Source organism: Pseudomonas sp. Sample_16 (assembly GCF_004307665.1).
Classification (GTDB): domain Bacteria; phylum Pseudomonadota; class Gammaproteobacteria; order Pseudomonadales; family Pseudomonadaceae; genus Aquipseudomonas.
In genome coordinates this window covers 26,595-47,858 of sequence record NZ_RCOB01000189.1, presented here as the reverse complement: position 1 = coordinate 47,858, position 21,264 = coordinate 26,595, and the positions used below count along the sequence as shown (strand labels likewise).

At 61.2% G+C, this 21,264-nt stretch carries 21 protein-coding genes and 1 pseudogene; 6 read left to right on the top strand and 16 right to left on the bottom strand.

Going from position 1 to position 21,264, the window contains the following annotated elements; genetic code table 11:
• Positions 1-12 precede the first annotated feature (12 nt).
• The 13 genes from D8U69_RS25115 to paaF all read right to left on the bottom strand — a co-directional run bounded on the left by D8U69_RS25115 (position 13) and on the right by paaF (position 12,333).
• The gene (locus D8U69_RS25115) at positions 13-1,659 is read right to left on the bottom strand and encodes a cation acetate symporter (protein WP_130908397.1); all 1,647 of its coding nucleotides are present in this window, start codon (positions 1,657-1,659) and stop codon (positions 13-15) included.
• Positions 1,656-1,964, bottom strand: coding sequence for a DUF485 domain-containing protein (locus D8U69_RS25110; RefSeq protein WP_130908396.1), 309 nt, complete (start codon positions 1,962-1,964; stop codon positions 1,656-1,658). The genes D8U69_RS25115 and D8U69_RS25110 overlap by 4 nt, the downstream gene beginning before the upstream one ends.
• A 176-nt stretch (positions 1,965-2,140) precedes the next feature.
• Entirely contained in the window at positions 2,141-3,217 is a 1,077-nt protein-coding gene (gene paaE, locus D8U69_RS25100; protein ID WP_056854850.1) for a 1,2-phenylacetyl-CoA epoxidase subunit PaaE, read from the bottom strand.
• Between the two features lie 34 nt (positions 3,218-3,251).
• Positions 3,252-3,785, bottom strand: coding sequence for a 1,2-phenylacetyl-CoA epoxidase subunit PaaD (gene paaD / locus D8U69_RS25095; RefSeq protein ID WP_056854849.1), 534 nt, complete (start codon positions 3,783-3,785; stop codon positions 3,252-3,254).
• Positions 3,772-4,533: a 1,2-phenylacetyl-CoA epoxidase subunit PaaC gene (paaC, locus tag D8U69_RS25090; protein ID WP_130908395.1), complete on the bottom strand. Its 762-nt coding sequence runs from the start codon at positions 4,531-4,533 to the stop codon at positions 3,772-3,774. The genes paaD and paaC overlap by 14 nt, the downstream gene beginning before the upstream one ends.
• Positions 4,534-4,541: 8 nt before the next feature.
• The gene (gene paaB, locus D8U69_RS25085; RefSeq protein WP_007943393.1) at positions 4,542-4,823 is read right to left on the bottom strand and encodes a 1,2-phenylacetyl-CoA epoxidase subunit PaaB; all 282 of its coding nucleotides are present in this window, start codon (positions 4,821-4,823) and stop codon (positions 4,542-4,544) included.
• 28 nt (positions 4,824-4,851) lie between these two features.
• Positions 4,852-5,841: a 1,2-phenylacetyl-CoA epoxidase subunit PaaA gene (gene paaA / locus D8U69_RS25080; protein ID WP_056854847.1), complete on the bottom strand. Its 990-nt coding sequence runs from the start codon at positions 5,839-5,841 to the stop codon at positions 4,852-4,854.
• Positions 5,842-6,138: 297 nt separating this feature from the next.
• Positions 6,139-7,464: a phenylacetate--CoA ligase PaaK gene (gene paaK, locus D8U69_RS25075; RefSeq protein WP_056854846.1), complete on the bottom strand. Its 1,326-nt coding sequence runs from the start codon at positions 7,462-7,464 to the stop codon at positions 6,139-6,141.
• A gap of 99 nt (positions 7,465-7,563) precedes the next feature.
• A complete protein-coding gene (gene pcaF, locus D8U69_RS25070; RefSeq protein WP_130908394.1) occupies positions 7,564-8,775 on the bottom strand; it encodes a 3-oxoadipyl-CoA thiolase in 1,212 nt (403 codons plus the stop codon).
• Positions 8,768-9,217 carry a hydroxyphenylacetyl-CoA thioesterase PaaI gene (paaI, locus tag D8U69_RS25065; RefSeq protein ID WP_056854844.1) on the bottom strand — a complete coding sequence of 150 codons (450 nt, stop codon included), beginning with the start codon at positions 9,215-9,217 and terminating at the stop codon, positions 8,768-8,770. The genes pcaF and paaI overlap by 8 nt, the downstream gene beginning before the upstream one ends.
• Positions 9,210-10,727: a 3-hydroxyacyl-CoA dehydrogenase PaaH gene (gene paaH / locus D8U69_RS25060; RefSeq protein ID WP_130908393.1), complete on the bottom strand. Its 1,518-nt coding sequence runs from the start codon at positions 10,725-10,727 to the stop codon at positions 9,210-9,212. The genes paaI and paaH overlap by 8 nt, the downstream gene beginning before the upstream one ends.
• A gap of 3 nt (positions 10,728-10,730) precedes the next feature.
• Positions 10,731-11,522, bottom strand: coding sequence for a 2-(1,2-epoxy-1,2-dihydrophenyl)acetyl-CoA isomerase PaaG (gene paaG / locus D8U69_RS25055; RefSeq protein WP_130908392.1), 792 nt, complete (start codon positions 11,520-11,522; stop codon positions 10,731-10,733).
• Between the two features lie 37 nt (positions 11,523-11,559).
• Positions 11,560-12,333, bottom strand: a complete 774-nt coding sequence (paaF, locus tag D8U69_RS25050; protein WP_130908391.1) for a 2,3-dehydroadipyl-CoA hydratase PaaF — start codon at positions 12,331-12,333, stop codon at positions 11,560-11,562.
• A 348-nt stretch (positions 12,334-12,681) separates the two neighbouring features.
• On the opposite strand from paaF, the gene paaY reads away from it, so the two are divergent.
• The 3 genes from paaY to feaR all read left to right on the top strand — a co-directional run bounded on the left by paaY (position 12,682) and on the right by feaR (position 15,311).
• Entirely contained in the window at positions 12,682-13,278 is a 597-nt protein-coding gene (paaY, locus tag D8U69_RS25045; protein WP_056854840.1) for a phenylacetic acid degradation protein PaaY, read from the top strand.
• Positions 13,279-13,370: 92 nt separating this feature from the next.
• Positions 13,371-14,294: a phenylacetic acid degradation operon negative regulatory protein PaaX gene (gene paaX / locus D8U69_RS25040; RefSeq protein WP_056854839.1), complete on the top strand. Its 924-nt coding sequence runs from the start codon at positions 13,371-13,373 to the stop codon at positions 14,292-14,294.
• A 102-nt stretch (positions 14,295-14,396) separates the two neighbouring features.
• Positions 14,397-15,311 (top strand): transcriptional regulator FeaR, encoded by a 915-nt coding sequence (feaR, locus tag D8U69_RS25035; RefSeq protein ID WP_130904200.1) that lies wholly within the window; start codon positions 14,397-14,399, stop codon positions 15,309-15,311.
• 130 nt (positions 15,312-15,441) lie between these two features.
• Here feaR and tynA read toward each other — a convergent pair whose 3' ends face one another.
• The 3 genes from tynA to D8U69_RS25020 form a co-directional block, all read right to left on the bottom strand.
• Positions 15,442-17,730, bottom strand: a complete 2,289-nt coding sequence (gene tynA / locus D8U69_RS25030) for a primary-amine oxidase (RefSeq protein ID WP_130908390.1) — start codon at positions 17,728-17,730, stop codon at positions 15,442-15,444.
• Positions 17,731-17,837: 107 nt separating this feature from the next.
• Complete coding sequence (locus tag D8U69_RS25025; protein ID WP_130908389.1) at positions 17,838-18,512, bottom strand: DUF3313 domain-containing protein; 675 nt, start codon at positions 18,510-18,512, stop codon at positions 17,838-17,840.
• A 46-nt stretch (positions 18,513-18,558) separates the two neighbouring features.
• Positions 18,559-18,861, bottom strand: coding sequence for a hypothetical protein (locus D8U69_RS25020; protein ID WP_130904203.1), 303 nt, complete (start codon positions 18,859-18,861; stop codon positions 18,559-18,561).
• Positions 18,862-19,025: 164 nt separating this feature from the next.
• Between D8U69_RS25020 and D8U69_RS25015 the strand changes: the two genes are divergently transcribed.
• From D8U69_RS25015 to D8U69_RS25005, 3 genes and pseudogenes are all read left to right on the top strand, one after another.
• Positions 19,026-19,733 carry a response regulator gene (locus D8U69_RS25015; protein WP_056854834.1) on the top strand — a complete coding sequence of 236 codons (708 nt, stop codon included), beginning with the start codon at positions 19,026-19,028 and terminating at the stop codon, positions 19,731-19,733.
• Entirely contained in the window at positions 19,730-21,085 is a 1,356-nt protein-coding gene (locus D8U69_RS25010) for an ATP-binding protein (protein ID WP_130908388.1), read from the top strand. Before D8U69_RS25015 ends, D8U69_RS25010 begins: the two co-directional genes overlap by 4 nt.
• A gap of 96 nt (positions 21,086-21,181) precedes the next feature.
• Positions 21,182-21,264, top strand: a pseudogene (locus D8U69_RS25005) (RNA polymerase subunit sigma-24); the annotation flags it as partial.

Here is a 21,264-nt window from a genome sequence, read left to right as displayed (position 1 = left end):
GTCAAAAGAGGATCAGTGCTGGCTGGCGCCCGAGGCGCCGATACCGGTCATGGAACGGATGAACTGCGCCAGATAACGACCGCGTTCAAGGGCTGCACGGGGTGACTGGTCGGTGACGGAAAACAGCCAGGCGCTGAAGAAGGCCAGGCTCATGGAAAACAGCGCCGGGTTGGAATACGGGAACAGTGCCTTGTCGTGATGCATGACGTTGACCCACACGGCCGGGCTCAGTACCAGCAGGACAATCGCCGAGACCAGGCCAGCCAGGCTGCCGAGCACTGCGCCACGAGTGGTCAGGCCTTTCCAGTACATCGAAAGGAACAGCACCGGGAAATTCACCGAGGCGGCGATGGCCAGCACCAGGCCGGAGAGGAAGGCAATGTTCTGCGACTCGAACAGCAGGCCGAGGATGATCGCCAGCACGCCGATGCACAGGGTGGCGATTCGCGACACGCGCATCTCTTGCTGTTCGCTGGCCTGGCCCTTGCGCATCACGCAGGCATACAGGTCATGGGACACCGCCGAGGCGCCGGACAGTGCCAGCCCGGCAACCACCGCCAGAATGGTGGCGAAGGCCACCGCCGAGATGAAACCGAGGAACAGGTTGCCGCCAACGGCCTGGGCCAGGTGCACGGCGATCATGTTGCCACCGCCGATGATCGCGCCACTGGCGTCACGGAATGCCGGGTCGGTGCCGACCATGACGATGGCGCCGAAGCCGACGATGATCAGCAGCAAGTAGAAGTAACCGATGAAACCGGTGGCGTAGAACACGCTTTTACGCGCTTCCTTGGCATCGCTGACGGTGAAGAAACGCATCAGGATGTGCGGCAGGCCGGCAGTGCCGAACATCATGCCAAGCCCTAAGGAAATTGCGTCGATCGGGTTCGACAGCAAACCGCCGGGGGCCATGATCGCGCCGCCCTTGGCATGCACGGCAGTGGCACCGGCAAACATCGCTTCGGTGCTGAAACCGAAGTGCTTGAGCACCATGAACGCCATGAAACTGGTGCCGAACAGCAGCATCACCGCCTTGATGATCTGCACCCACGTGGTGGCGAGCATGCCGCCGAAGGTCACGTAGAACACCATCAATACGCCGACCAGCATCACGGCGTAGAGGTAGTCGATGCCGAACAGCAATTCGATCAGCTTGCCAGCGCCGACCATCTGCGCCACCAGGTACATCAGCGCCACGGTCAGGGTGCCGAATGCCGACGTCAGGCGCACCGGGGTTTGTTCCAGTCGATAGGAGACCACGTCGGCGAAGGTGTATTTGCCCAGGTTGCGCAGGCGTTCGGCAATCAGGAACAGGATGATCGGCCAGCCCGCGAGCACGCCCAATGCGTAGAGCAGGCCGTCGTAGCCATTGAGGAACATCATCGCGGAAATGCCGAGGAACGAGGCAGCCGAGATCATGTCACCGGCAATCGCCAGGCCGTTCTGAAAACCCGTCATGCCGCCGCCAGCCGTATAGAAATCGCTGGTGGAGCGGGTGCGCAGTGCCGCCCAGCGTGTCACGCCGAGGGTGAACAGGACGAACACCAGGAACATGCCAATGGCGTTCCAGTTGAGCGGGCGGGACACGCCATCGGCGGCCACCGCCAGATCAGTGACCACCACCAGCGGCAACAGGAACAACGCGAGAAGACGGCTCATCGGGCGCACTCCTGTTTGAGTTTTTCGTTCAGCGGGTCGATCACGTTGTTGGCGCGATAGACATAGAAACCGGTCAGGGCAAAGGCCAGCACCACGATGACCACACCCACCAGCATGCCCACGGTGGTCACGCCGCCGCTCAGGGATTGGCCGAGGGTGGCGGGGGAGAACGCGACCAGCAACACGAAGCCGAAGTAAATCACCAGCATGATCAGCGACAGCGACCAGTACAGCGTCTGCTTGCGCCGCACCAGTTGAATGAAGTCGGGGTGCTGGCGGATGAGTTCTATGTCTTGGGGTGTCATGACGCGCTCTCCTTTGTTGTTTTTGTTTTGGGGTGAAACAGTATTTCGGGTCTATCGCTAAAACTGTGGGAGCGGGCTTGCCCGCGATAACGATGGATCAGTCACCAGTGATGTTGAATCTGATGGCCTCATCGCGGGCAAGCCCGCTCCCACAGGGTTTGGTGTGGCGCCTGATATCAGAGCTGGTCGAAATCCAGCACCACCTTGTCGCTGATCGGGAAGGCCTGGCACGACAGCACATAACCGGCGGCCACTTCGTAGTCTTCCAGAGCGTGGTTGCTGTCCATTTCCACTTCGCCTTCGATCACCTTGCATTTGCAGGTCGAGCACACGCCGGCCTTGCACGAATAAGGCAGCTCGGCGCCCTGGGCATTGCCCGCATCGAGGATGCTCTGGCTGTTACGCGGCAGGTCGAAGGCCAGGGCGCGGCCGTCGCTGATCACGGTGATTTGGCTGACCGCTGAATCCACCTGGCGCGCCGCTTCACGGGCTTCGCGTTTTTGCTGGCTGCCGGCGGCGGCGAACAGTTCGAAATGGATGCGTTCAGGTTGCATGCCCTTGGCCTTGAGACCATCACGCACGGTCTCGGTCATCTCCTGCGGACCACAGATGAAAGCGGCGTCGAGCGCCTTGACATCGAGCCAACGGCTGAACAGTTGCTCGCATTTCTCGGCGTTGATCCGGCCGTTGTACAGGTCGACGTCCTGTTGCTCGCGGCTGAACACGAAGATCAGGTTAAGTCGTTGCAGGTAGCGGTTTTTCAGGTCTTCGAGCTGTTCGCGAAACAGCGCGCCGGAGCTGGAGCGATTGCCGTACAACAGGGTGACGCGGCTGTGGGGTTCGGTTTCCAGGGTGGTCTTGATGATCGACAGGATCGGCGTGATGCCACTGCCGGCGGCCACGGCCAGATAGTTGCCATGACGCGCCGGGTCGAGTTCGACGCAGAAATGCCCGGCCGGAGGCATCACCTCCAGCGTGTGGCCGGCCTTGAGCTGCTCGTTGGCAAACGCCGAAAAGCGTCCACCGGCCACACGCTTGACGGCGATGCGCAGTTCACCGTCGTTGACCCCGGTGCAGATCGAATAGGAGCGACGCACTTCTTCGCCGTCCAGTTGGGTACGCATCACAAGGTGCTGGCCCTGGGTGAAGTGAAAACTGTCCTGCAAGTGCTGCGGAATTTCGAAGGCGATGGACACCGCGTCACGGGTTTCGGCGCGTACATCCTTGATGGTCAGGCTGTGAAATTTGCTCATTGTTGTTCTCCAGCTGGGACGGCCGATTCGCCGCTCAGATGCACTTGAAATAGTCGAACGGTTCCCGGCAATCGACGCAGCGGTACAGCGCCTTGCACGCGGTGGAACCGAACTCGCTGAGCACCTCGGTGTGGGCGCTGCCGCATTGCGGGCATACAACCTGCGGGCTTTCGCCGAGCAGGCTGCGCTTGCTGGTGCTGCCCTCGGGCGGGGCGATGCCGTAGGCGCGCAGGCGTTCGCGCCCACTGTCGCTGATCCAGTCGGTGGTCCAGGCCGGGGTCAATTTGCGTTCCAGCTGCGGCGCCTTGAATCCGGCGAGCTCCAGGGCATCACGGATATCGCTCTCGATCACTTCGGTGGCCGGGCAACCGGAGTACGTCGGCGTGACCACAACGTGAAGGTGCCCGGCCTGCCAGCCCAGATCGCGGACAATGCCCAGGTCGACCACGCTGACCACCGGGACTTCCGGGTCCATGACCCCGGCCAGAATCGCCCAGGCGGCAGCCAGGTCGGACGGTTGCGCCGGCCGGGCGCCGAGGTCGCTGGCGATCAGCTCACCAGGTTGCATCGGGGTACGCTCGTGGCAGGAACTGCATCTCGGCCAGCAGAATTCCCAGGTGTTCGCTGTGCAGGCCCTTGCGCGCATTCAGATAGAAATAGCTCGGCGCGGCGGGCACGGGCAGGGTGGCGCTGGCGAAGATTTCGTTGACCTTGGCTTGCCACTGCGCGGCGACGCTGGCGATGTCCGGGGTGATGCCGGCTTCGCACAGGCGCTGTTCGCTGTCGTCGGCGGCGATCAGTTCTACAGTGAAGCGCCAGACTTCGGGGATTGCCGCGAGCATGCGCTTGTGGCTTTCCTCGGTGCCGTCACCCATACGCTCAATCCATTCGCCGGAGCGGCGCAGGTGATAGGTCACTTCCTTCACCGCCTTGGCGGCGATCCCGGCGATGCGTTCGTCGCTGGACTGGCTCAGGCCCTGCAGCACCGGCAAATGCCAGGCGTCATAGAGGAACTGCTTGAGCATGGTCACTGCGAAGTCGCCGTTGGGTTGTTCCACCAGCAGCAGATTGCGATAGGCGCGCTCATCGCGACGAAACGCCAGGTGATCGGCATCGCTGCCGTCACCAAGCAATTGGGCGGCGTATTCCAGCCAGTTGCGCGCCTGGCCCACCAGGTCGAGGCCGACGTTCATCAGCGCCAACTCTTCTTCCAGCGCCGGGGCCTTGCCGCACCATTGGCACAGGCGCTGCCCCTGGATCAGGGCGCTGTCGCCAAGACGCAACAGGTATTCGATCAAATCAGTCTTGTTGTCCATGGTCGACCTCACATGTGCCCGACTTCGGCCGGCAACTCGTAGAAGCTGGCGTGGCGGTAGACCTTGTCGTCCGACGGGTCGAACAGCGGGTCTTTTTCATCCGGCGACGAAGCGGTGATCAGGGCTGAAGGCACCACCCACAGGCTCACGCCTTCGCTGCGACGGGTGTAGAGCTCGCGTGCGTTCTCGATGGCCATGGTGGTGTCGGCGGCATGCACGCTGCCGACATGCTTGTGGTTGAGGCCGTGCTTGCTGCGCACGAAGACTTCGAAGAGGGTCCACTCGGACATTTCAATTACTCCACATCAGGTGGCCGAATCAGGCGGCGTTCTTGTTTTGTTTTTTGCGGGCGTGGGCGACGGCGGCTTCACGTACCCAGGCACCGTCTTCAATCGCCTTGCGGCGGGTGGCAACGCGTTCGGTGTTGCACGGACCGTTGCCCTTGAGCACTTCGTAGAATTCGCTCCATTGGATTTCGCCAAAATCGTAGTGACCGCGTTCGGCATTCCACTTCAGGTCCGGATCGGGGCAGGTGCAGCCCAGCAGTTCCAGTTGCGGGATGGTTTGGTCGATGAAGCGCTGGCGCAGTTCATCGTTGCTCTGGCGCTTGATTTTCCAGGCCATCGATTGCGCGCTGTTCGGCGAGTGTTCGTCGCTCGGGCCGAACATCATCAGCGACGGCCACCACAGACGATTGATCGCGTCCTGGACCATGTCTTTTTGCGCCTGATTACCGTGGCGCATCATGGTCAGAAGAATTTCGTAGCCCTGGCGCTGGTGGAAGCTCTCTTCCTTGCAGATGCGCACCATGGCCCGGGAGTAGGGGCCGTACGAGGTGCGCTGCAACACCACCTGGTTGACGATCGCCGCGCCATCCACCAACCAGCCCACCGCGCCCATGTCGGCCCAGTTCAGCGTCGGGTAATTGAAGATGCTCGAATACTTGGCCTTGCCGCTGTGCAGTTTGGCGATTTCTTCATCACGGTCGGCGCCGAGGGTTTCCATGGCGCTGTACAGGTACAGGCCGTGGCCGGCTTCGTCCTGGATCTTGGCCATCAGTTGCAGTTTGCGTTTGAGCGTCGGCGCGCGGGTGACCCAATTGCCTTCGGGCAGCATGCCAACGATTTCGGAGTGGGCGTGTTGGGAAATCTGCCGGATCAGGGTCTGGCGGTAGGCATCTGGCATCCAGTTCTTGGCTTCGATCTTGATTTCTGAATCGATTTTTTCCTGGAAGGCGCGTTCCTGTTCGGACATTTCCGAGAGGTCCTTGATGCGCTTGACGCCGGTTTCTACGAGCTGTGCGTACATTTTTTGTTCCCGCCTTGAAATCTGTTCTGGGGCATGGAGAACTTTATAAGCGATACAGAAATTATTATCAAACATAAAATGACGTGTCGCGTTTGTTTTTTGTATCGCTTTCGATTGATCGTTCCCGCGCTCCGCGTGGGAATGCATCCCGTGACGCTCCGCGTCACCGTTGCGCAGGCGGCGACTGCGGGACGCAGAGCGTCCCCGGCGGTATTCCCACGCGGAGCGTGGGAGCGATCATCTTCCGTGCGCCCAAAAAAAAGCCCCGCAAAAGCGGGGCTGAAAAGGGTGCAGCAGTCATGCTTTCGGACGTTTGTCCAGTACGTGGCAGGCCTTGCCTTCCGAGCGTTTGATCGAATGGAACGGCTGCAAGACAATCCGCGAGCTGATGCCGATATACGTCTTGATGTGTTTGCTCAATTCCCCGCAAACAGCCTTCTGTTGTTCGTCACTCAGGTGCTGGTGCTCTGCCTTGAGTTCGACATGCACATCCACGCTGTCCAGGTTGCCATTGCGATACAGATGGATCTCATAACACTCGGCAAGTTGTTTGACTTTCAGGACCTGTTCTTCAATCTGCGTCGGGAACACGTTGACCCCGCGAATGATCAGCATGTCATCGCTGCGTCCGGTGATTTTGTCGATGCGTCGCATCGGCCGCGCGGTGCCCGGCAGCAGGCGGGTCAGGTCGCGGGTGCGGTAGCGGATCATCGGCAGGGCTTCTTTGCTCAGTGAGGTGAACACCAGTTCGCCCATCTGGCCGTCTGGCAGGACTTCGCCAGTGACCGGGTCGATGATTTCCGGGTAGAAATGGTCTTCCCAGATGGTCGGGCCGTCCTTGGTTTCGGCGCATTCCATGGCGACACCTGGCCCCATGATTTCCGACAGGCCGTAGATGTCCAGCGCGGTGATGCCCAGGCGAGCCTCGATGGCGCTGCGCAGTTCGGCGGTCCACGGTTCGGCGCCGAAGATGCCCAGGCGCAGGGCCAGTTTGTGCGGGTCGATGCCCTGGCGCTCGATTTCATCGGCGATGTTGAGCATGTAGGACGGCGTGACCATGATGATGTCCGGCTGGAAATCCTTGATCAATTGCACTTGCTTTTCAGTCTGGCCACCGGACATCGGAATCACGGTGCAGCCCAGGCGTTCGGCGCCGTAGTGCGCGCCGAGGCCGCCGGTGAACAGGCCGTAGCCGTAGGAAATGTGCACTTTGTCGCCACGGCGGCCACCGGCAGCACGGATCGAACGGGCCACCACATTGGCCCAGGTGTCGATGTCGTTCTGGGTGTAGCCGACCACGGTCGGTTTGCCAGTGGTGCCGCTGGACGCGTGCAATCGCACGATGTCGTGCATCGGTACGGCAAACATGCCGTAAGGGTAGTTGTCGCGCAGGTCGGATTTGGTGGTGAAGGGAAACTTCGCCAGGTCGTCCAGGGATTTGATGTCATCCGGGTGCACGCCCAGCGCATCGAAACGCTGACGATACAGCGGCACGTTGTTGTAGGCGTGGTTCACGCTCCAGCGCAGGCGTTCCAGCTGATGCTGGCGCAGCTCGTCGATGCTGGCGGTTTCCAGCGGGTCCAGCACAGGGTTCAGCACGGCTTTGGCAATTGGCATGTTCATGTATTCACTCGAATTGTTTTTGTGTTCCAGCCCCCGCGTGCAGGGGCTTTGAGTGCATGCCCCAAGGATACCTCTGGGCTCCTTGGGAATCGCGATTCTTTAGTGGGGTAGACGCTCGATGATCAGCGCGATCCCTTGGCCGACGCCGATGCACATGGTGCACAGGGCGAAGCGACCGTTACGTTCTTCCAGTTCATGCAACGCAGTGGTCACCAGCCGTGCACCGCTCATGCCCAGTGGATGACCCAACGCGATGGCGCCGCCATTGGGGTTCACCCGCGGATCGGTGTCGCTCAGGCCAAGCTCGCGCAGCACCGCCAGGCCCTGGGCGGCGAACGCTTCGTTGAGTTCGATCACGTCCATGTCGGCCAGGCTCAGGTTGGCCAGCTCCAGCACCTTGCGCGTGGCCGGCACCGGGCCGATGCCCATGATCCGTGGTTCGACGCCGGCAGTGGCCATGGCCACGACCCGGCCACGGGCTGTCAGGCCGTGGCGTTTGGCGGTTTCCGGGTTGGCCAGCAGCAGCGCGCAGGCGCCGTCGTTGACCCCGGAGGCGTTGCCGGCGGTGATGCTGCCGCCTTCGCGGAACGGCGTCCCCAGTTTGGCCAGTTGCTCAAGGGTGGTGTCGCCGCGAGGATGTTCATCGAGCTCGACCACTTTGGCCGGGCCTTTGCGCTGCGGGATTTCTACCGCGACGATTTCTTTCCCCAATCGCCCACTGGCCTGGGCGGCCGCGGCGCGTTGCTGGCTGCGCAGGGCAAAGGCGTCCTGGTCAGCGCGGGAGATGTTGAACTGTTCGGCGACATTCTCGGCGGTTTCCGGCATGGAATCGATGCCGTAGGCCTTTTTCATCAGTGGGTTGACGAAGCGCCAGCCAATGGTGGTGTCGAACATTTCGGCCGCACGAGAGAACGCCTGCTCAGCCTTGCCCATCACCAGCGGCGCGCGCGACATCGACTCAACACCCCCGACCAGCATCAACCCGGCCTCACCACTGCGAATCGCCCGCGCCGCCGTGCCGACAGCATCCAGCCCGGAGCCGCACAAACGATTGAGGGTGGTGCCCGGCACGCTCACCGGCAACCCGGCCAGCAACGCCGACATGCGCGCGACGTTGCGGTTGTCTTCGCCGGCCTGGTTGGCGCAGCCGTAGATCACGTCGTCGACGCTGCTCCAGTCGACTTGCGGGTGGCGGCGCAACAGTTCGCGCAACGGCACCGCGCCGAGGTCGTCGGCGCGCACGCTGCTCAATGCACCGGCGTAGCGGCCTATCGGGGTGCGGACTGCATCGATGATCAGGGCGTCATTCATTCGGGTTCTCCTGCGTCAGCACCGGGCCGCGCACTTTGTAGGATTTGCCATGGAACAGGGCGATCAACTGGCCCTGCTGGTTTTCAATGCGCACGTCGTAGTTGCCGGTGCGCCCGGAGCGGCTTTGCTCGATGCAGTCGGCGTTGAGCGTGTCACCCAGGCGGGCCGGGGCGATGTAGTCGATGCTGCAACCGATGGCCACGGTGGCTTCGTTGTAGCTGTTGCAGGCAAAGGCAAACGCCGAGTCGGCGAGGGCGAACAGGTAACCGCCGTGGCAAGTGCCGTGGCCCTGGAGCATGTCCGCGCGCACGGTCATGCCGACCCGGGCACAACCGGGGCCGGCCGAGAGCAGGCGCATGCCCATGGCCTGGCTGGCGGTGTCGCGCTGGAACAATGCTTGTGCACAATCGCTGGCCAATGTCATGGCCTGGTGATTAGTCATGGAAGTGTCTCCCTTCGGCGACCCGACGGCGCAGCAGCAGCGACGGCCGGTAGCGTTCCTCGCCATAACTGGCCTGCAGGTTTTCCAGCGTTTCAAGAATGTGCGACAGGCCAATGGCATCAGCCCAGGCCAACGGCCCCTGCGGATAGTTGACCCCGGCGCGCATCGCCAGATCGATGTCGGCAGCCGACGCCACGCCTTGCAGCAGGGCGTCGGCCGCTTCGTTGGCGAGCATCGCCACGGTGCGCAGCACGGCGAGGGCCGGGCTGTCACTGAGCAGGCTGACCTTGAGCCCGGCCCGTTCCAGCAAGGCCACGCCTTGTTCAAGAGCCTGTGGATCGATGCCAGCCGCATGGCTGATGGCGATGCGTTTGGCATTGACGTAATCGAACGCCAGATCCAGTAGGATCAGGTTGCGCAGCCCGTCTTCCCGAGCCCGCTGACAGGCCATGCGCCCATCGCTCAAGGCCAGCACGGCGTCACCGATCCGCAGCAAACCCTTGCCATCGCGCTGGATGATCTGGACGCCTTGTTCGCGCAGTCGCACAAGCAAACCTTGGGCGATACCGAGGTCGCCTTCCACGGCACAAACCTCGACCTGCGCGTCGCTGCTGATTTGCGTGGTGTGCGGGCGCTCTGCCCCTTGGGCGTAGCTGTAGAAACCCTGGCCGCTCTTGCGCCCCAGGCGTCCACCGTCGACCAGTTCTTTCTGGATCAGCGACGGCAGGAAGCGCGTGTCCTGGTAATAGGCGTCGAACACCGAGCAGGTCACGGCGTAGTTGACGTCGTGGCCGATCAGATCGGTCAGTTCGAACGCGCCCATGGCAAAGCCACCGGCCTCGCGCATCAACGCATCCAGTGTCGGGCAGTCGGCCGCGCCTTCCTGAAGCATCCGCAGACTTTCGGCGTAAAACGGCCGGGCCACGCGGTTAACGATGAAGCCCGGTGTGGAGCGGGTGTGCACCGGTTTTTTGCCCCAGGCCCTGGCGGTGTCGTACAGGCACTCGGCCAATGTCGGATCGCTGGCCAGCCCGGAGACGATTTCCACCAGCGCCATCACTGGCGCCGGGTTGAAGAAGTGCAGGCCGAGCAAGCGTTGTGGATGTTCAAGCTGCGCAGCGATGCTGGTGATCGACAGCGATGAGGTATTGCTGGCGAGGATGCAATGTTCACTGCAAATGCCTTCGAGCTGACGGAACAGTGCACGCTTGACCTCGAGGTTTTCGACGATGGCCTCGATGATCAGCGCGCAGTCGGCCAAAGCTTCGATGGCGTCCACTGCTTGCAGGCGAGCGATGGTTGCAGTGCGCGATTCGGCCGACAGCTTGCCGCTTTCGACCCGTTTGCCCAGTTGCCGATCGATGCCTTCAATGGCTTGAGCGGCCGCGCCTGGGCGATTGTCCAGCAGCAGCACCGGATGCCCGGCCTGCGCCGCGACCTGGGCAATGCCCGCGCCCATGGCACCGGCGCCGATCACGGCGATGCGTGCGTTGGTGTTGAGTGCGCTCATGATTCAGCGCCCCTTGAAAACTGGGGTGCGTTTTTCCATGAAGGCGCCGACGCCTTCGCGGTAGTCCTCGCTACGCCCGGCCAGACGTTGCAGGTCTCGCTCCAGTTCCAGCTGTTCGTCAAAGCTGTTGCTCAGACTGGCGTTGAGGCTGCGCTTGATCAGCGCCAGGCCGTAGGTCGGCTGCGTCGCCAGGTGGCGGGCCAGTTTCAGCGCTTCTTCGCGCAGGTCGGCGTCGTCCACGCACTGGTAGATCAAGCCCCATTGTTCGGCCTGTTCGGCACTCAGGCGGTTGCCCAGCAGTGCCAGAGCCTTGGCCCGAGCCATGCCGACCAGGCGCGGCAAGGTCCAGGTACCACCGGAATCAGGGATCAGGCCGATTTTGCAGAACGCCTGAATGAAGCTCGCCGAGCGCGCCGCCAGTACCAGATCGCAGGCCAGTGGAATGTTGGCACCGGCCCCGGCTGCCACACCGTTGACCGCGCAAATCACCGGCATCGGCAGGTCGCGCAGCTGGCGGATCAGCGGGTTGTAGAACTTCTCGATGGACTCGCCCAGATCCGGCACGGCGCTGCCCGGTGCGACGTTGCGGTCGCTCAGATCCTGCCCGGCGCAGAAGCCGCGACCTTCACCGGTCAGCAGCAGCACCCGCACGTCCGGGTTCTGCCGCACTTGTTTGAGCGCTTCTTTGACCTCGCCATGCATCTGGGTGTTGAAGCTGTTGAGCTGGTCCGGGCGATTGAGGCTGAGCAGGGCGACGCCGGCCTCGATGGAAAACAGGATGTGTTCGAAGTTCATGGTCTTGGCGCTCTCTTGGAGATCTCGAATTCAGTGATTACTGGCCGGTAAAGGTCGGCAGGCGTTTTTCCTGAAAGGCGGCAATGCCTTCGTTGCGATCGCGGGTGCCGGCCAGCACGGTGAAGGCGTGGCGCTCGAAGCGCAGGCCGCTGGCGAGGTCGGTGTCCATGGCTTTGAGCAGGGCTTCCTTGGCCAGGCGTACTGCCAGCGGCGCCTTGACCGCGATGCTGCGGGCAATGTGCAGGGCGCGTTCGACGGTGAATTCCGGTTGCGTCACTTCGCTGACCAGCCCGGCGCGTTGGGCCTGGCGGGCATCGATCGGTTCGCCGGTGAGGACCATTTGCATGGCCATGGATTTGCCGACCGCGCGCAACAGGCGTTGGGTACCGCCCGCGCCGGGCATGATCCCGAGATTGATTTCCGGCTGGCCGAAGCGGGCGTCGAGGCCTGCAATGATGATGTCGGCGTGCATCGCCAGTTCGCAACCACCGCCCAGGGCGAAGCCGTTGATGGCGGCGATCAGCGGTTTGCTGAAGCGGGTAATGGCTTGCCACGATGCCTGGCGCGGATCGTCGAGGATACCGACCAGATCGCGCTCAGCCATTTCCTTGATGTCGGCGCCAGCGGCAAAGGCTTTGCGGCTGCCGGTGAGTACGACGACGCGGGTGTCGGGATCGGCTTGCGCAGCATTCAGTTCATCGGCCAGTTCACCGAGTAACTCAGTGGTCAGGGCGTTCAATGCTTGTGGGCGCTGCAGGGTAATCAGGCGGACGCCAGGCTCGATCAACTCGACGGCAAGGGTTAGAGGCATGGCGGATGCCCTCACGGTGCACGCTCGGCGTGATGCCGGCTCGTTATTGGATCGGCCGCTGGGGCCGGTTTTGCCAAAGTATAGCTACAACGTGATACGTAAAAGCAATATGAAAATAGAAATAATGTGTCTTAATTGAGAGTCTTCTGGTTTGATGTCACTGCGATTGAGGGGCCCTGTGTGAGTGATTTGACTCGGTTTTATTGGGTTATTCGTTGATTTTAGGACCCTGCTGGCATTCGTCGGAAAGGGCTGTTTCAAGTGATACGCTTTTTAGTCTTTGTGATTGCAAAAGTGATGTGATACAAAATGAGTCATTAATTGCATCGCTTTGTGAAGGAACCTGCCATGACCTGCTACAGCCTTGATGGCCTGACTCCAGTGGTTGACCCAAGCGCTTATGTGCACCCGTCCGCTGTATTGATAGGTGACGTGATCATCGGCCCGCGTTGCTATGTCGGTCCGCTGGCCAGCCTGCGTGGCGATTTCGGGCGGATCGTGCTGGAGGAGGGCGCCAACCTGCAGGACACCTGCGTCATGCACGGCTTCCCCGACAGCGACACCGTGGTCGAGCGCAACGGCCACATCGGCCACGGCGCGGTGCTGCACGGCTGTCGGATCGGCGCCGATGCGCTGGTGGGGATGAACGCGGTGGTCATGGACAACGCCCGGATCGGTGCGCGTTCTTTCGTTTCGGCGGCGGCGTTCGTCAAGGCCGGGTTCGAATGTCCGGAGCAATCGCTGGTGATGGGTGCACCGGCCGGCGTCAAGCGCACCCTCAGCGATCAGGAAGTGGCGTGGAAGCAGGCGGGAACGCGCGAATACCAGCAACTGGCCCAGCGTTGCCTGGAGCAGATGCAGGTTTGCGAACCGCTGAGCGAACCGGAGCCGGATCGGCCGCGAATCAGCGACAGCGGCCTTCGCCCCAAAGGCAACACTTTGTGAACATGGTCCCCTGCAGGCTGGCTCCTGCAAGGGATTGGGATTAACACCCCGGCATTCGGTATATTCCTTTTCTTTTTTCGCTCGGTACGCCCATGTCGTCCCTGACACCCTTGAACCATCTGATTACGCGCTTCCAGGAGCAGACGCCGATTCGCGCCAGTTCCTTGATCATCACGCTGTACGGTGATGCCATCGAGCCCCACGGTGGCACCGTGTGGCTGGGCAGCCTGATTCAATTGCTCGAGCCGATCGGCATCAACGAACGGCTGATCCGCACCTCGATTTTCCGTTTGACCAAGGAAGGCTGGCTGACCGCCGAGAAAGTCGGCCGCCGTAGCTATTACAGCCTGACCGGCACCGGTCGCCGGCGTTTCGACAAGGCGTTCAAGCGGGTCTACAGCACCAGCATGCCGGCCTGGGACGGTTCGTGGTGCCTGGTGATGCTGTCGCAGTTGACCCAGGACAAGCGCAAACAAGTGCGCGAAGAACTGGAGTGGCAAGGTTTTGGTGCGATTTCGCCAGTGGTCCTGGCCTGCCCGCGCAGCGACCGTGCCGATATCAACGCAACGCTGCTCGACCTGGGGGCCCAGGAAGACACCATCGTCTTCGAAACCACCGCTCAGGATGTGCTGGCCTCCAAGGCCCTGCGCCTGCAAGTGCGCGAGAGCTGGAACATCGAGGAACTGGCGACCCATTACAGCGAGTTCATCCAGCTGTTCCGACCGCTCTGGCAAGCGCTTCGCGAGCAGGAGAACCTGCAACCCTCGGACTGCTTCCTGGCACGGATTCTGCTGATTCACGAGTACCGCAAACTGCTGCTGCGCGACCCGCAATTGCCCGACGAGTTGTTGCCCGGTGATTGGGAAGGGCGTGCGGCCCGGCAGTTGTGCCGTAATATTTACCGTTTGATTTACGCCAAGGCCGAAGAGTGGCTCAACAGCGCACTGGAGACGGCCGATGGTCCGTTGCCGGATGTCGGTGAAAGCTTTTATCGACGTTTTGGCGGACTCAAGTAACACGTCATTGTTCAGGGAAAGGTGCGGTTCAGGAGACTAGAAGCATCCCGATGTCGTGTGGATTGGCGTAGACAATAAAAATAAGCCTGCGTGAGGCCTGACATGATTTCTACAACCGCACAGCGCCAGGACGGGTTCGATCAGTGGATCCATCAGATCAACCAGATCTGCGGCGCCTTCAACGCACAACCCCTGGGCAGCGACTTTGCCGGGCGGATCCGCGAATACCACAGCGATGCCTTAAAGCTCAGCTTCGTCGATGCTTGCCAGGCACGGCTCTACCGCACGCCGCAACAAGTGGCGGCGGGCGAGGACGGCAAGTACTTTGCGGTGTTCCAGCTCGATGGCACCGCAGGCATGGCCCAGGGCGACGACAAGGTGCTGTTGTCCGCCGGTGACATCACCCTGATCGATGCCTCGCGGCCCAGTGATTTCACCTACAGCGAAAATTCCCGGCAATTGTCGTTGATCCTGCCGTATCAACTGGTCGAGCAAACCCTGCGCTTCAACCAGGTCAAGTGCGGCCACCGGATCGCGGCGACATCGCCCATTGCCATGCTTTCGCATCGCTTGATCCTCGATGCCACGCGCCAGCAGAACCTCAGCCGCCAGGAAAGCGAAGCGACCCTGGAAGCGATTGTCAGCCTGCTGCGTCCGGCCATCAGCCAGACCGACGATTGCACAGACCCGCACGAACGGATCTTCCGCAAGACCCTGAGCTTTATCGACGCGAACATCCGCTCCGAGGAACTGTGCCCGGAATGGCTGGCGCGGGAAGTCGGCATGTCGACTCGAGGCCTGTACCGGATGTTTGCCAAGAAAGGCCTGGTGGTGGCGCGCTACATCAAGAACCGACGGCTGGACCTGTGCGCTGAATCCCTGCGTCAGTCAGGCAAGGAACAGAAATTGTCGGTGCTGGGGTATTCGTGGGGGTTTTCCGATTCGAGCTACTTTTCCACAGCGTTCAAATCGCGCTTCGGCATTGCACCGGGCGAATACCGCAAACAGTACGCCTGATTTCATGAGCACCGCTTGACCCTGTGGGAGCGGGCTTGCCCGCGATAGCGGTGTATCAGACAACAATGCTGTCCACTGACACTCCGTCATCGCGGGCAAGCCCGCTCCCACAGGTAATGTGCTTACCGTTTTACTTCGCTGAATTGAGATTCAACGTTGGCGTTTCATCAAAGAAGTTCCACGGCTTGAGCAGCACATGCACCCATTCGGTCGGCATGATCGGCCATTCCTCGGCGCGGGCGATGTGGGTGGTGCCGGTGGTCAGCCAGACCACATTGTCGGTGTTCTCGATGGACTGGTTGTCCTGGGTGAACTGCCCCAGCCCCGAGTCCTTGTCCGAGCGGTTCGGGTATTTGCCTTCCGGGTACTTTTCCTCCGGGTTGTACTGCGTCACCCACAGTTGCTTATCCATGAAACTCAGCCGGTGGTAGAGCCATTCGTCCTTGCCGAAGTTGGCACCCTTGGCCACCGGGTGCGTGCCGCCGGCATACGGAATCAACTGGTAGGACACCGGGTTGCCGACCTTGTTTTCCTTGCTGAAGTTGGTCAGCAGGCGCACGGTCGACGGGTCGAATTTCTGCGCCGCTTGCTGTTCGCTGGTGATTACTCTGGTCTCGGTCTGCATGGTGCTGGTGCGCGGTCCGCCGCGGTCGTTGGGCAACACCACCGGGTTCACTTCCACCAGCGAGTTCTGCTCGCCGTCCACATCCATATCGAGGCGGAAATTGTAGATGTGCTGGTGCGTGGTGCCGACAATGTTGTGGTCGAGCAGAGTGCCGTAGCGGGTGTCTTCCTTGGCGGTATCTTCGTGCATGGTCCTGGATTTCACGCCCTTGACCGCTTCGATACCGGTGGCGCCGGCATCGATGCCGAGGGTGCCGTTCTGCTGGAAGACCCAGTCGAAGATGTAGTCGTAGTTGCCCACGGTGCTGATCCAGCGCACCACCAGTTCACGCCGCTCGGTGCTGAGGTTGGGCTGGCCCATTTCCTGGTGTTTGTACTCCGGGCCGGCATAGCGCTCGAATACCGCGATGGCCCGGGGGATGGCGGTTGGTGCGCCGGTGTAGTCGGCGATGGTGGCGTCCAGCAACACGGCGTTTTGCGGCGCGTCTTTGCCGCGGGCAATCGGTGAAGTCAGGGTGCCCATGCCGTAGTCGCCTGAGTCCAGGTAGGCCTTGAAGTACCAACCGACATCGGGGTCGCCGTAAGGCACGATCATCCCGCCCAGCGAGCCTTCGTACATGATCTTGCGTTTCTTGCCCTTGTCGTCGTAAGTAACGGTGGACAGGATCGGCCCGACCCGCGAGTCGAGGCGAACATGGAAATCCCAGTTCTGCCAGTGAATGCTGTTGCCGCTGATGGTGTAGTTCTTGCCCTCGGGTTCGATGATTTCCAGCGGTTTGACGGCCACGGCCTGGCGTCCACGTCCGTCATACGGCGTCGGTTTCATCGGCACCGGGATCAGAGCGTCGTCTTCGATCTTGATCAGTTTTTTCTGTTCCAGATCGACAATCGCCACCAGGCCTTCGATCGGGTGCGCCCAATAATTGCCGTCATCGACATTCAGGTAGCTGACGATTTTCAGCAGGCGTTTGTCCTGCGCCAGGCCGTCCTTGCCGTCGAAGTAACCGACGGTCAGCGGTGTCGCCACGACCTTCTTCACATCGGTGATACCGCGCTTGGCCAAGGCTTGCGCGTATTCCGGGCTGGTTTCCACGGCGGTCTGCACCGTGGCGAAATCGTCCAGCAACACCATGCCATGGGCGCCTTGCAGCGGTGTCCAGGACTTGAGCTGTTTGCTGTCGAGATCGACCAACGCTTCGATCACATGCTTGCCGTCCAGTATCACGATCGAAGCCTGGCGCGGCTGGCTGACGTTTTGCCCCGTAAGGACGAAGTTCCACACCTGATCCTTCGGCGGTTCCTTGACCGAGACTTCGGTGAAGCGAAAGCCAGGCTTGTAGTTTTCCGATTGTTTGACGATGTCCACCGCCGCCGTGATTTCAGCCGCGCTCAAGGGGTTGAGCGGGCTGGGGCGGGTTTCGACAACGAAGGTCTTGTCCAGGCCGGACTGGAACACCTGGTTGATGAAGTCCTTGGACATGAACGCCGTATGGTCCTTGAACACCACCGGCACCGTCAGCTCGATGCGCTTGCCGTTGAGCATGGCGACTTTGCTGTCAGGCTTGACCTTGAGGTAGACCCCATCCTTGGCAATGGTGAACAGGTTCGAATAATCGTCCCATTTGACCGTGGCCCCAAACGCTTCAAGACCCGCCTGCAGTGGCACCATTTCCGCTTGGCCACCATGGGCCAGGGCATTGCCGGCGCAGAAAGACAGGCCGAGGGCACTCAGGGAAATGGCCAGGGCGAGCCGGGCAAGCGGTGATCTCTTTGGTGATGCGTGGGTGCTGGACATGTGTGCATTCCTGAGGAAAAGCCGGTGACTGGCATTCTTGCACTTTGCTACAGCCAGCCGCCGGATGCATTGGGATTCCTGCCAGATTGCTTTGGATGCGTGCCGGGTTACTGTTTGTTGCGCATCGCCACGTACGAATTGCGCAGGTCGCTGGCCCAACCATCGAGCACGCTCTTGACGTTCGCCGTCGTGATGACTTGCTGGTCGTTTTCCAGCGGGACACCCGTGCCTTTGCGCACCACTTCAGCTACCACGGCCTTGGTCCCGCCATCGAGAAACAGCACTTCGGTAGCGATCTCACTGTCTTGGTCGCGGATCCCGGTGGCCGTGCTGACGCCCGCTGCAACCAGGGTAATCGGCAACCATTCATAGTAGCGCAGGCTTTGGGTGCTGGCCGTGACGCCGGTGATCGCGGGCCGAACGATCAGGGTGTTAGGCCCTGGCTTTGTAACCACATGCAGGACTTTACCCAGTTCGTGCTTGAGCACGGCGTCGTAATACCAGGTGGTGTCCGAGAGCGTAGTCTGCGGAATTCGCTCAGAAGGCAGGGGCTGTGGATAGAACTGGCTCGGTTCGATGTACACCTGCGTGTAACGCTGGACCTTGAGTGTCGGGCTCACCCAGCTCAGCACGGTTTGCCCCGACGGCGACTGGTGTTCGGTCAAAACGCTGTAGTCCTTCAAGAAGCCCGAGTAGGCCTCAGGTGTGACTTTTTTGTTGCTGCACGCCGCAAGGGCCAGGGTGGTGGCAGCCAATAGCGGCAGCGAGAAGTGTTTTCTCATCAAGGGATTCCTGAGTGGATGAATTGCGCAAGGGGCTTGCCGCTGATCATCTGCCGTTCGGCAGCTCTTCCGAGCATTCGATACGCAGGCCGCCATGGGCCATGATCCAGTGGGTGAATTCGGCAATGGGCACTGAGTGGATGTATTCCACCCAGTTGCTGTCGGTCGGGCTGTAGCGCTCGTAATAACGGCGCAGTACAACGTGGGTCCGATCGTCGGTCAGACCCAGGCATGCCTGCTGGAATAAAATCGGTTCGTCGTCGCCTGGGGTACTTGTGCGCTGATTGAGGATCACGCTATGCGCGCTATCGACCGCCTCGATCGGGTAGGTGCTGTTCGATCCCTGCATGGAAGACCTCATGGGTTGAAAGTCGCGCAGGGTGCCGCAGGGGGATTGCGGTGGTATGTCCGAAAAATGTCCGGGATGTAGAAATGTTGCTCGATTGAAATATATGACCGCGGCCGCGCAATGGTTTTAGATACGCTCCTTTTCCGACCCATGGACCCCTGAACGTGAGCAGACTGCTGATCGTCGACGACGATGTGGAAATCCTGGACTTGCTGAAAAAGTTCTTTGTTCAGCATGCCTACGAAGTGGATCTGGCCACCCAGGGTGACGCCATGTGGGCGGTGATCGAAAAAAACCGCCCGGACATCATCATTCTTGACCTGATGCTGCCGGGCGAAGGCGGCCTGAGTCTTTGCCAGAAGCTGCGGGCGAGAACCGCAATTCCGATCATCATGTTGACCGCCATGGGCGAGCTGAGCGACCGCATCATCGGTCTGGAACTGGGCGCTGACGATTACCTGACCAAACCGTTCGACCCGAGGGAGCTGCTGGCCCGTCTGCGCGCTGTGCAACGTCGCGCAGGCGAGAAAAGCCTGGGGCAGGAACCGACGCGGCCGGTCATTACCTTTGCCGATTGGCAACTGGATATCACCTGTCGCGAGTTGCGCTCACCCGAGGGCGTGATGATTCCGCTGTCGGCCGGGGAGTTCGATTTGCTGCTGGTTTTTCTCGAGCATCCGCAACGCATTCTCACCCGGGAACAACTGATCGACCTGGCGCGTGGCCAGGGCCACGATGCCTATGACCGCAGCATCGATGTGCAGGTCAGTCGCCTGCGCCGCAAGATCGAACCGGACAGCAAGCGCCCGGACCTGATTCGCACGGTGCGCAACGGCGGCTACATGTTCTCTGCCAGGGTAACCCGCTCGTGATCCGTCGACTGGCCCCTCGCGACACTCTCAGAAGCCGGATCGCGCTGACCATCGTCGCGGCGATGATCGCTTCGCTGGCACTCAATGGTTTGTTCATGCAGCTCGCCGGTACATGGGGCCGTCCGCCCATCGAACGCACGGGCTTGCTGGAACAGATGGCGGCGAATGTGCGGGTAATCGAAGCGGCGCCGGCGGCCTCGCGTTCGCATTTGGCCGCTGCGGCAAGCAGCCCGATGCTTGAGGTGAACTGGCACCCGCAGCGGTCCGATTTCCACCTGCCCTCGGGCGGTAAACAGGTGACGCCGAACAGTTCGCCGTTACAGCAATTGCTGGGTGATACTCCCCGAGACATAGAAGTCTTCAACCCCGGCGACTGGCCGGACGAAAGCCCTCAGGCGCACTACGTTGCACTCGTGCAGTTGCTCGATGGCAGCTGGTTGTCGTTCACGCCGCCGGAACGAAGCTGGGGGCTCGACGCCAATGTCCGGATCCCGATCATCATTGCTCTGGGGCTGATCGCAACCCTGCTCGTCGCCTGGGTTGCCACCCGGCAACTGGCCAACCCGCTGCAACGCTTTGCCAGCGCCGCGCGCCGCTTCGGCGGGGATTTGCATGCGCCGCCGATCAAAATCGAGGGCCCCCATGAGATTCGCCAGGCCATCATCGCCTTCAACACCATGCAGGCGCAGATTCGGCACTTTCTCAGCGAGCGCACGCAAATGCTCGCCGCCATCTCCCACGACCTGCGGGCTCCTTTGACGCGGATGCGCCTGCGCAGCGAGTTCATGGACGACCTGGAGCAGCAGCGCAAAATGGTCCGTGACATCGAAGAAATGCAAACGATGATCAACGCGGCGCTGGGCTTTTTCCGCGAAGAAACCCACAGGGAGCAAACCACTGCGTTCGATCTCTCGGAGTTGCTGCAAACGATCATCGATGATTTCCGCGACCAAGGTATCGAGGTCGATTTCACTGGCCCGGCCCATCTGGTGTACGACGGCCGCCCGCTCGGGATCAAGCGGGTGGTGGTCAATCTGCTGGAAAACGCAGTGAAGTATGCGAGTAAGCCGAGCATCCAGCTGATGGAGGATGAGCAGCGGGTTTGCATCGAAGTCATGGACGATGGCCCGGGCATTCCCGAGTCTGCGCTTGAGCGAGTGTTCGAGCCTTTTTACCGACTGGAAACCTCACGCAACCGTGATACCGGCGGTGTCGGCCTGGGATTGTCCACTGCGCGGGCAATCGTTCGCGAACAAGGCGGAGAGCTGACACTGCGCAATCGCAGCGGCGCGGGGCTGATTGCGCGTGTGCAATTGCCCGGCGCTCGCAGAGCAAACGCTGCCGGACGATAGCGGACGGCGGGCTGTTTGCCCACTGAGCTGCAAATCGTTGCCTTGGGTTAATAGGAAGCATTACTATTCACGCCCCCGTCTCCACAGCACACCGAAATGATCCCCAAGCTGCCCCGCAGACACGGCTTTTTCGAGCATTACGAAGAGTTGGTTGGCACCTGGACCCGTCGCCTGAGAAA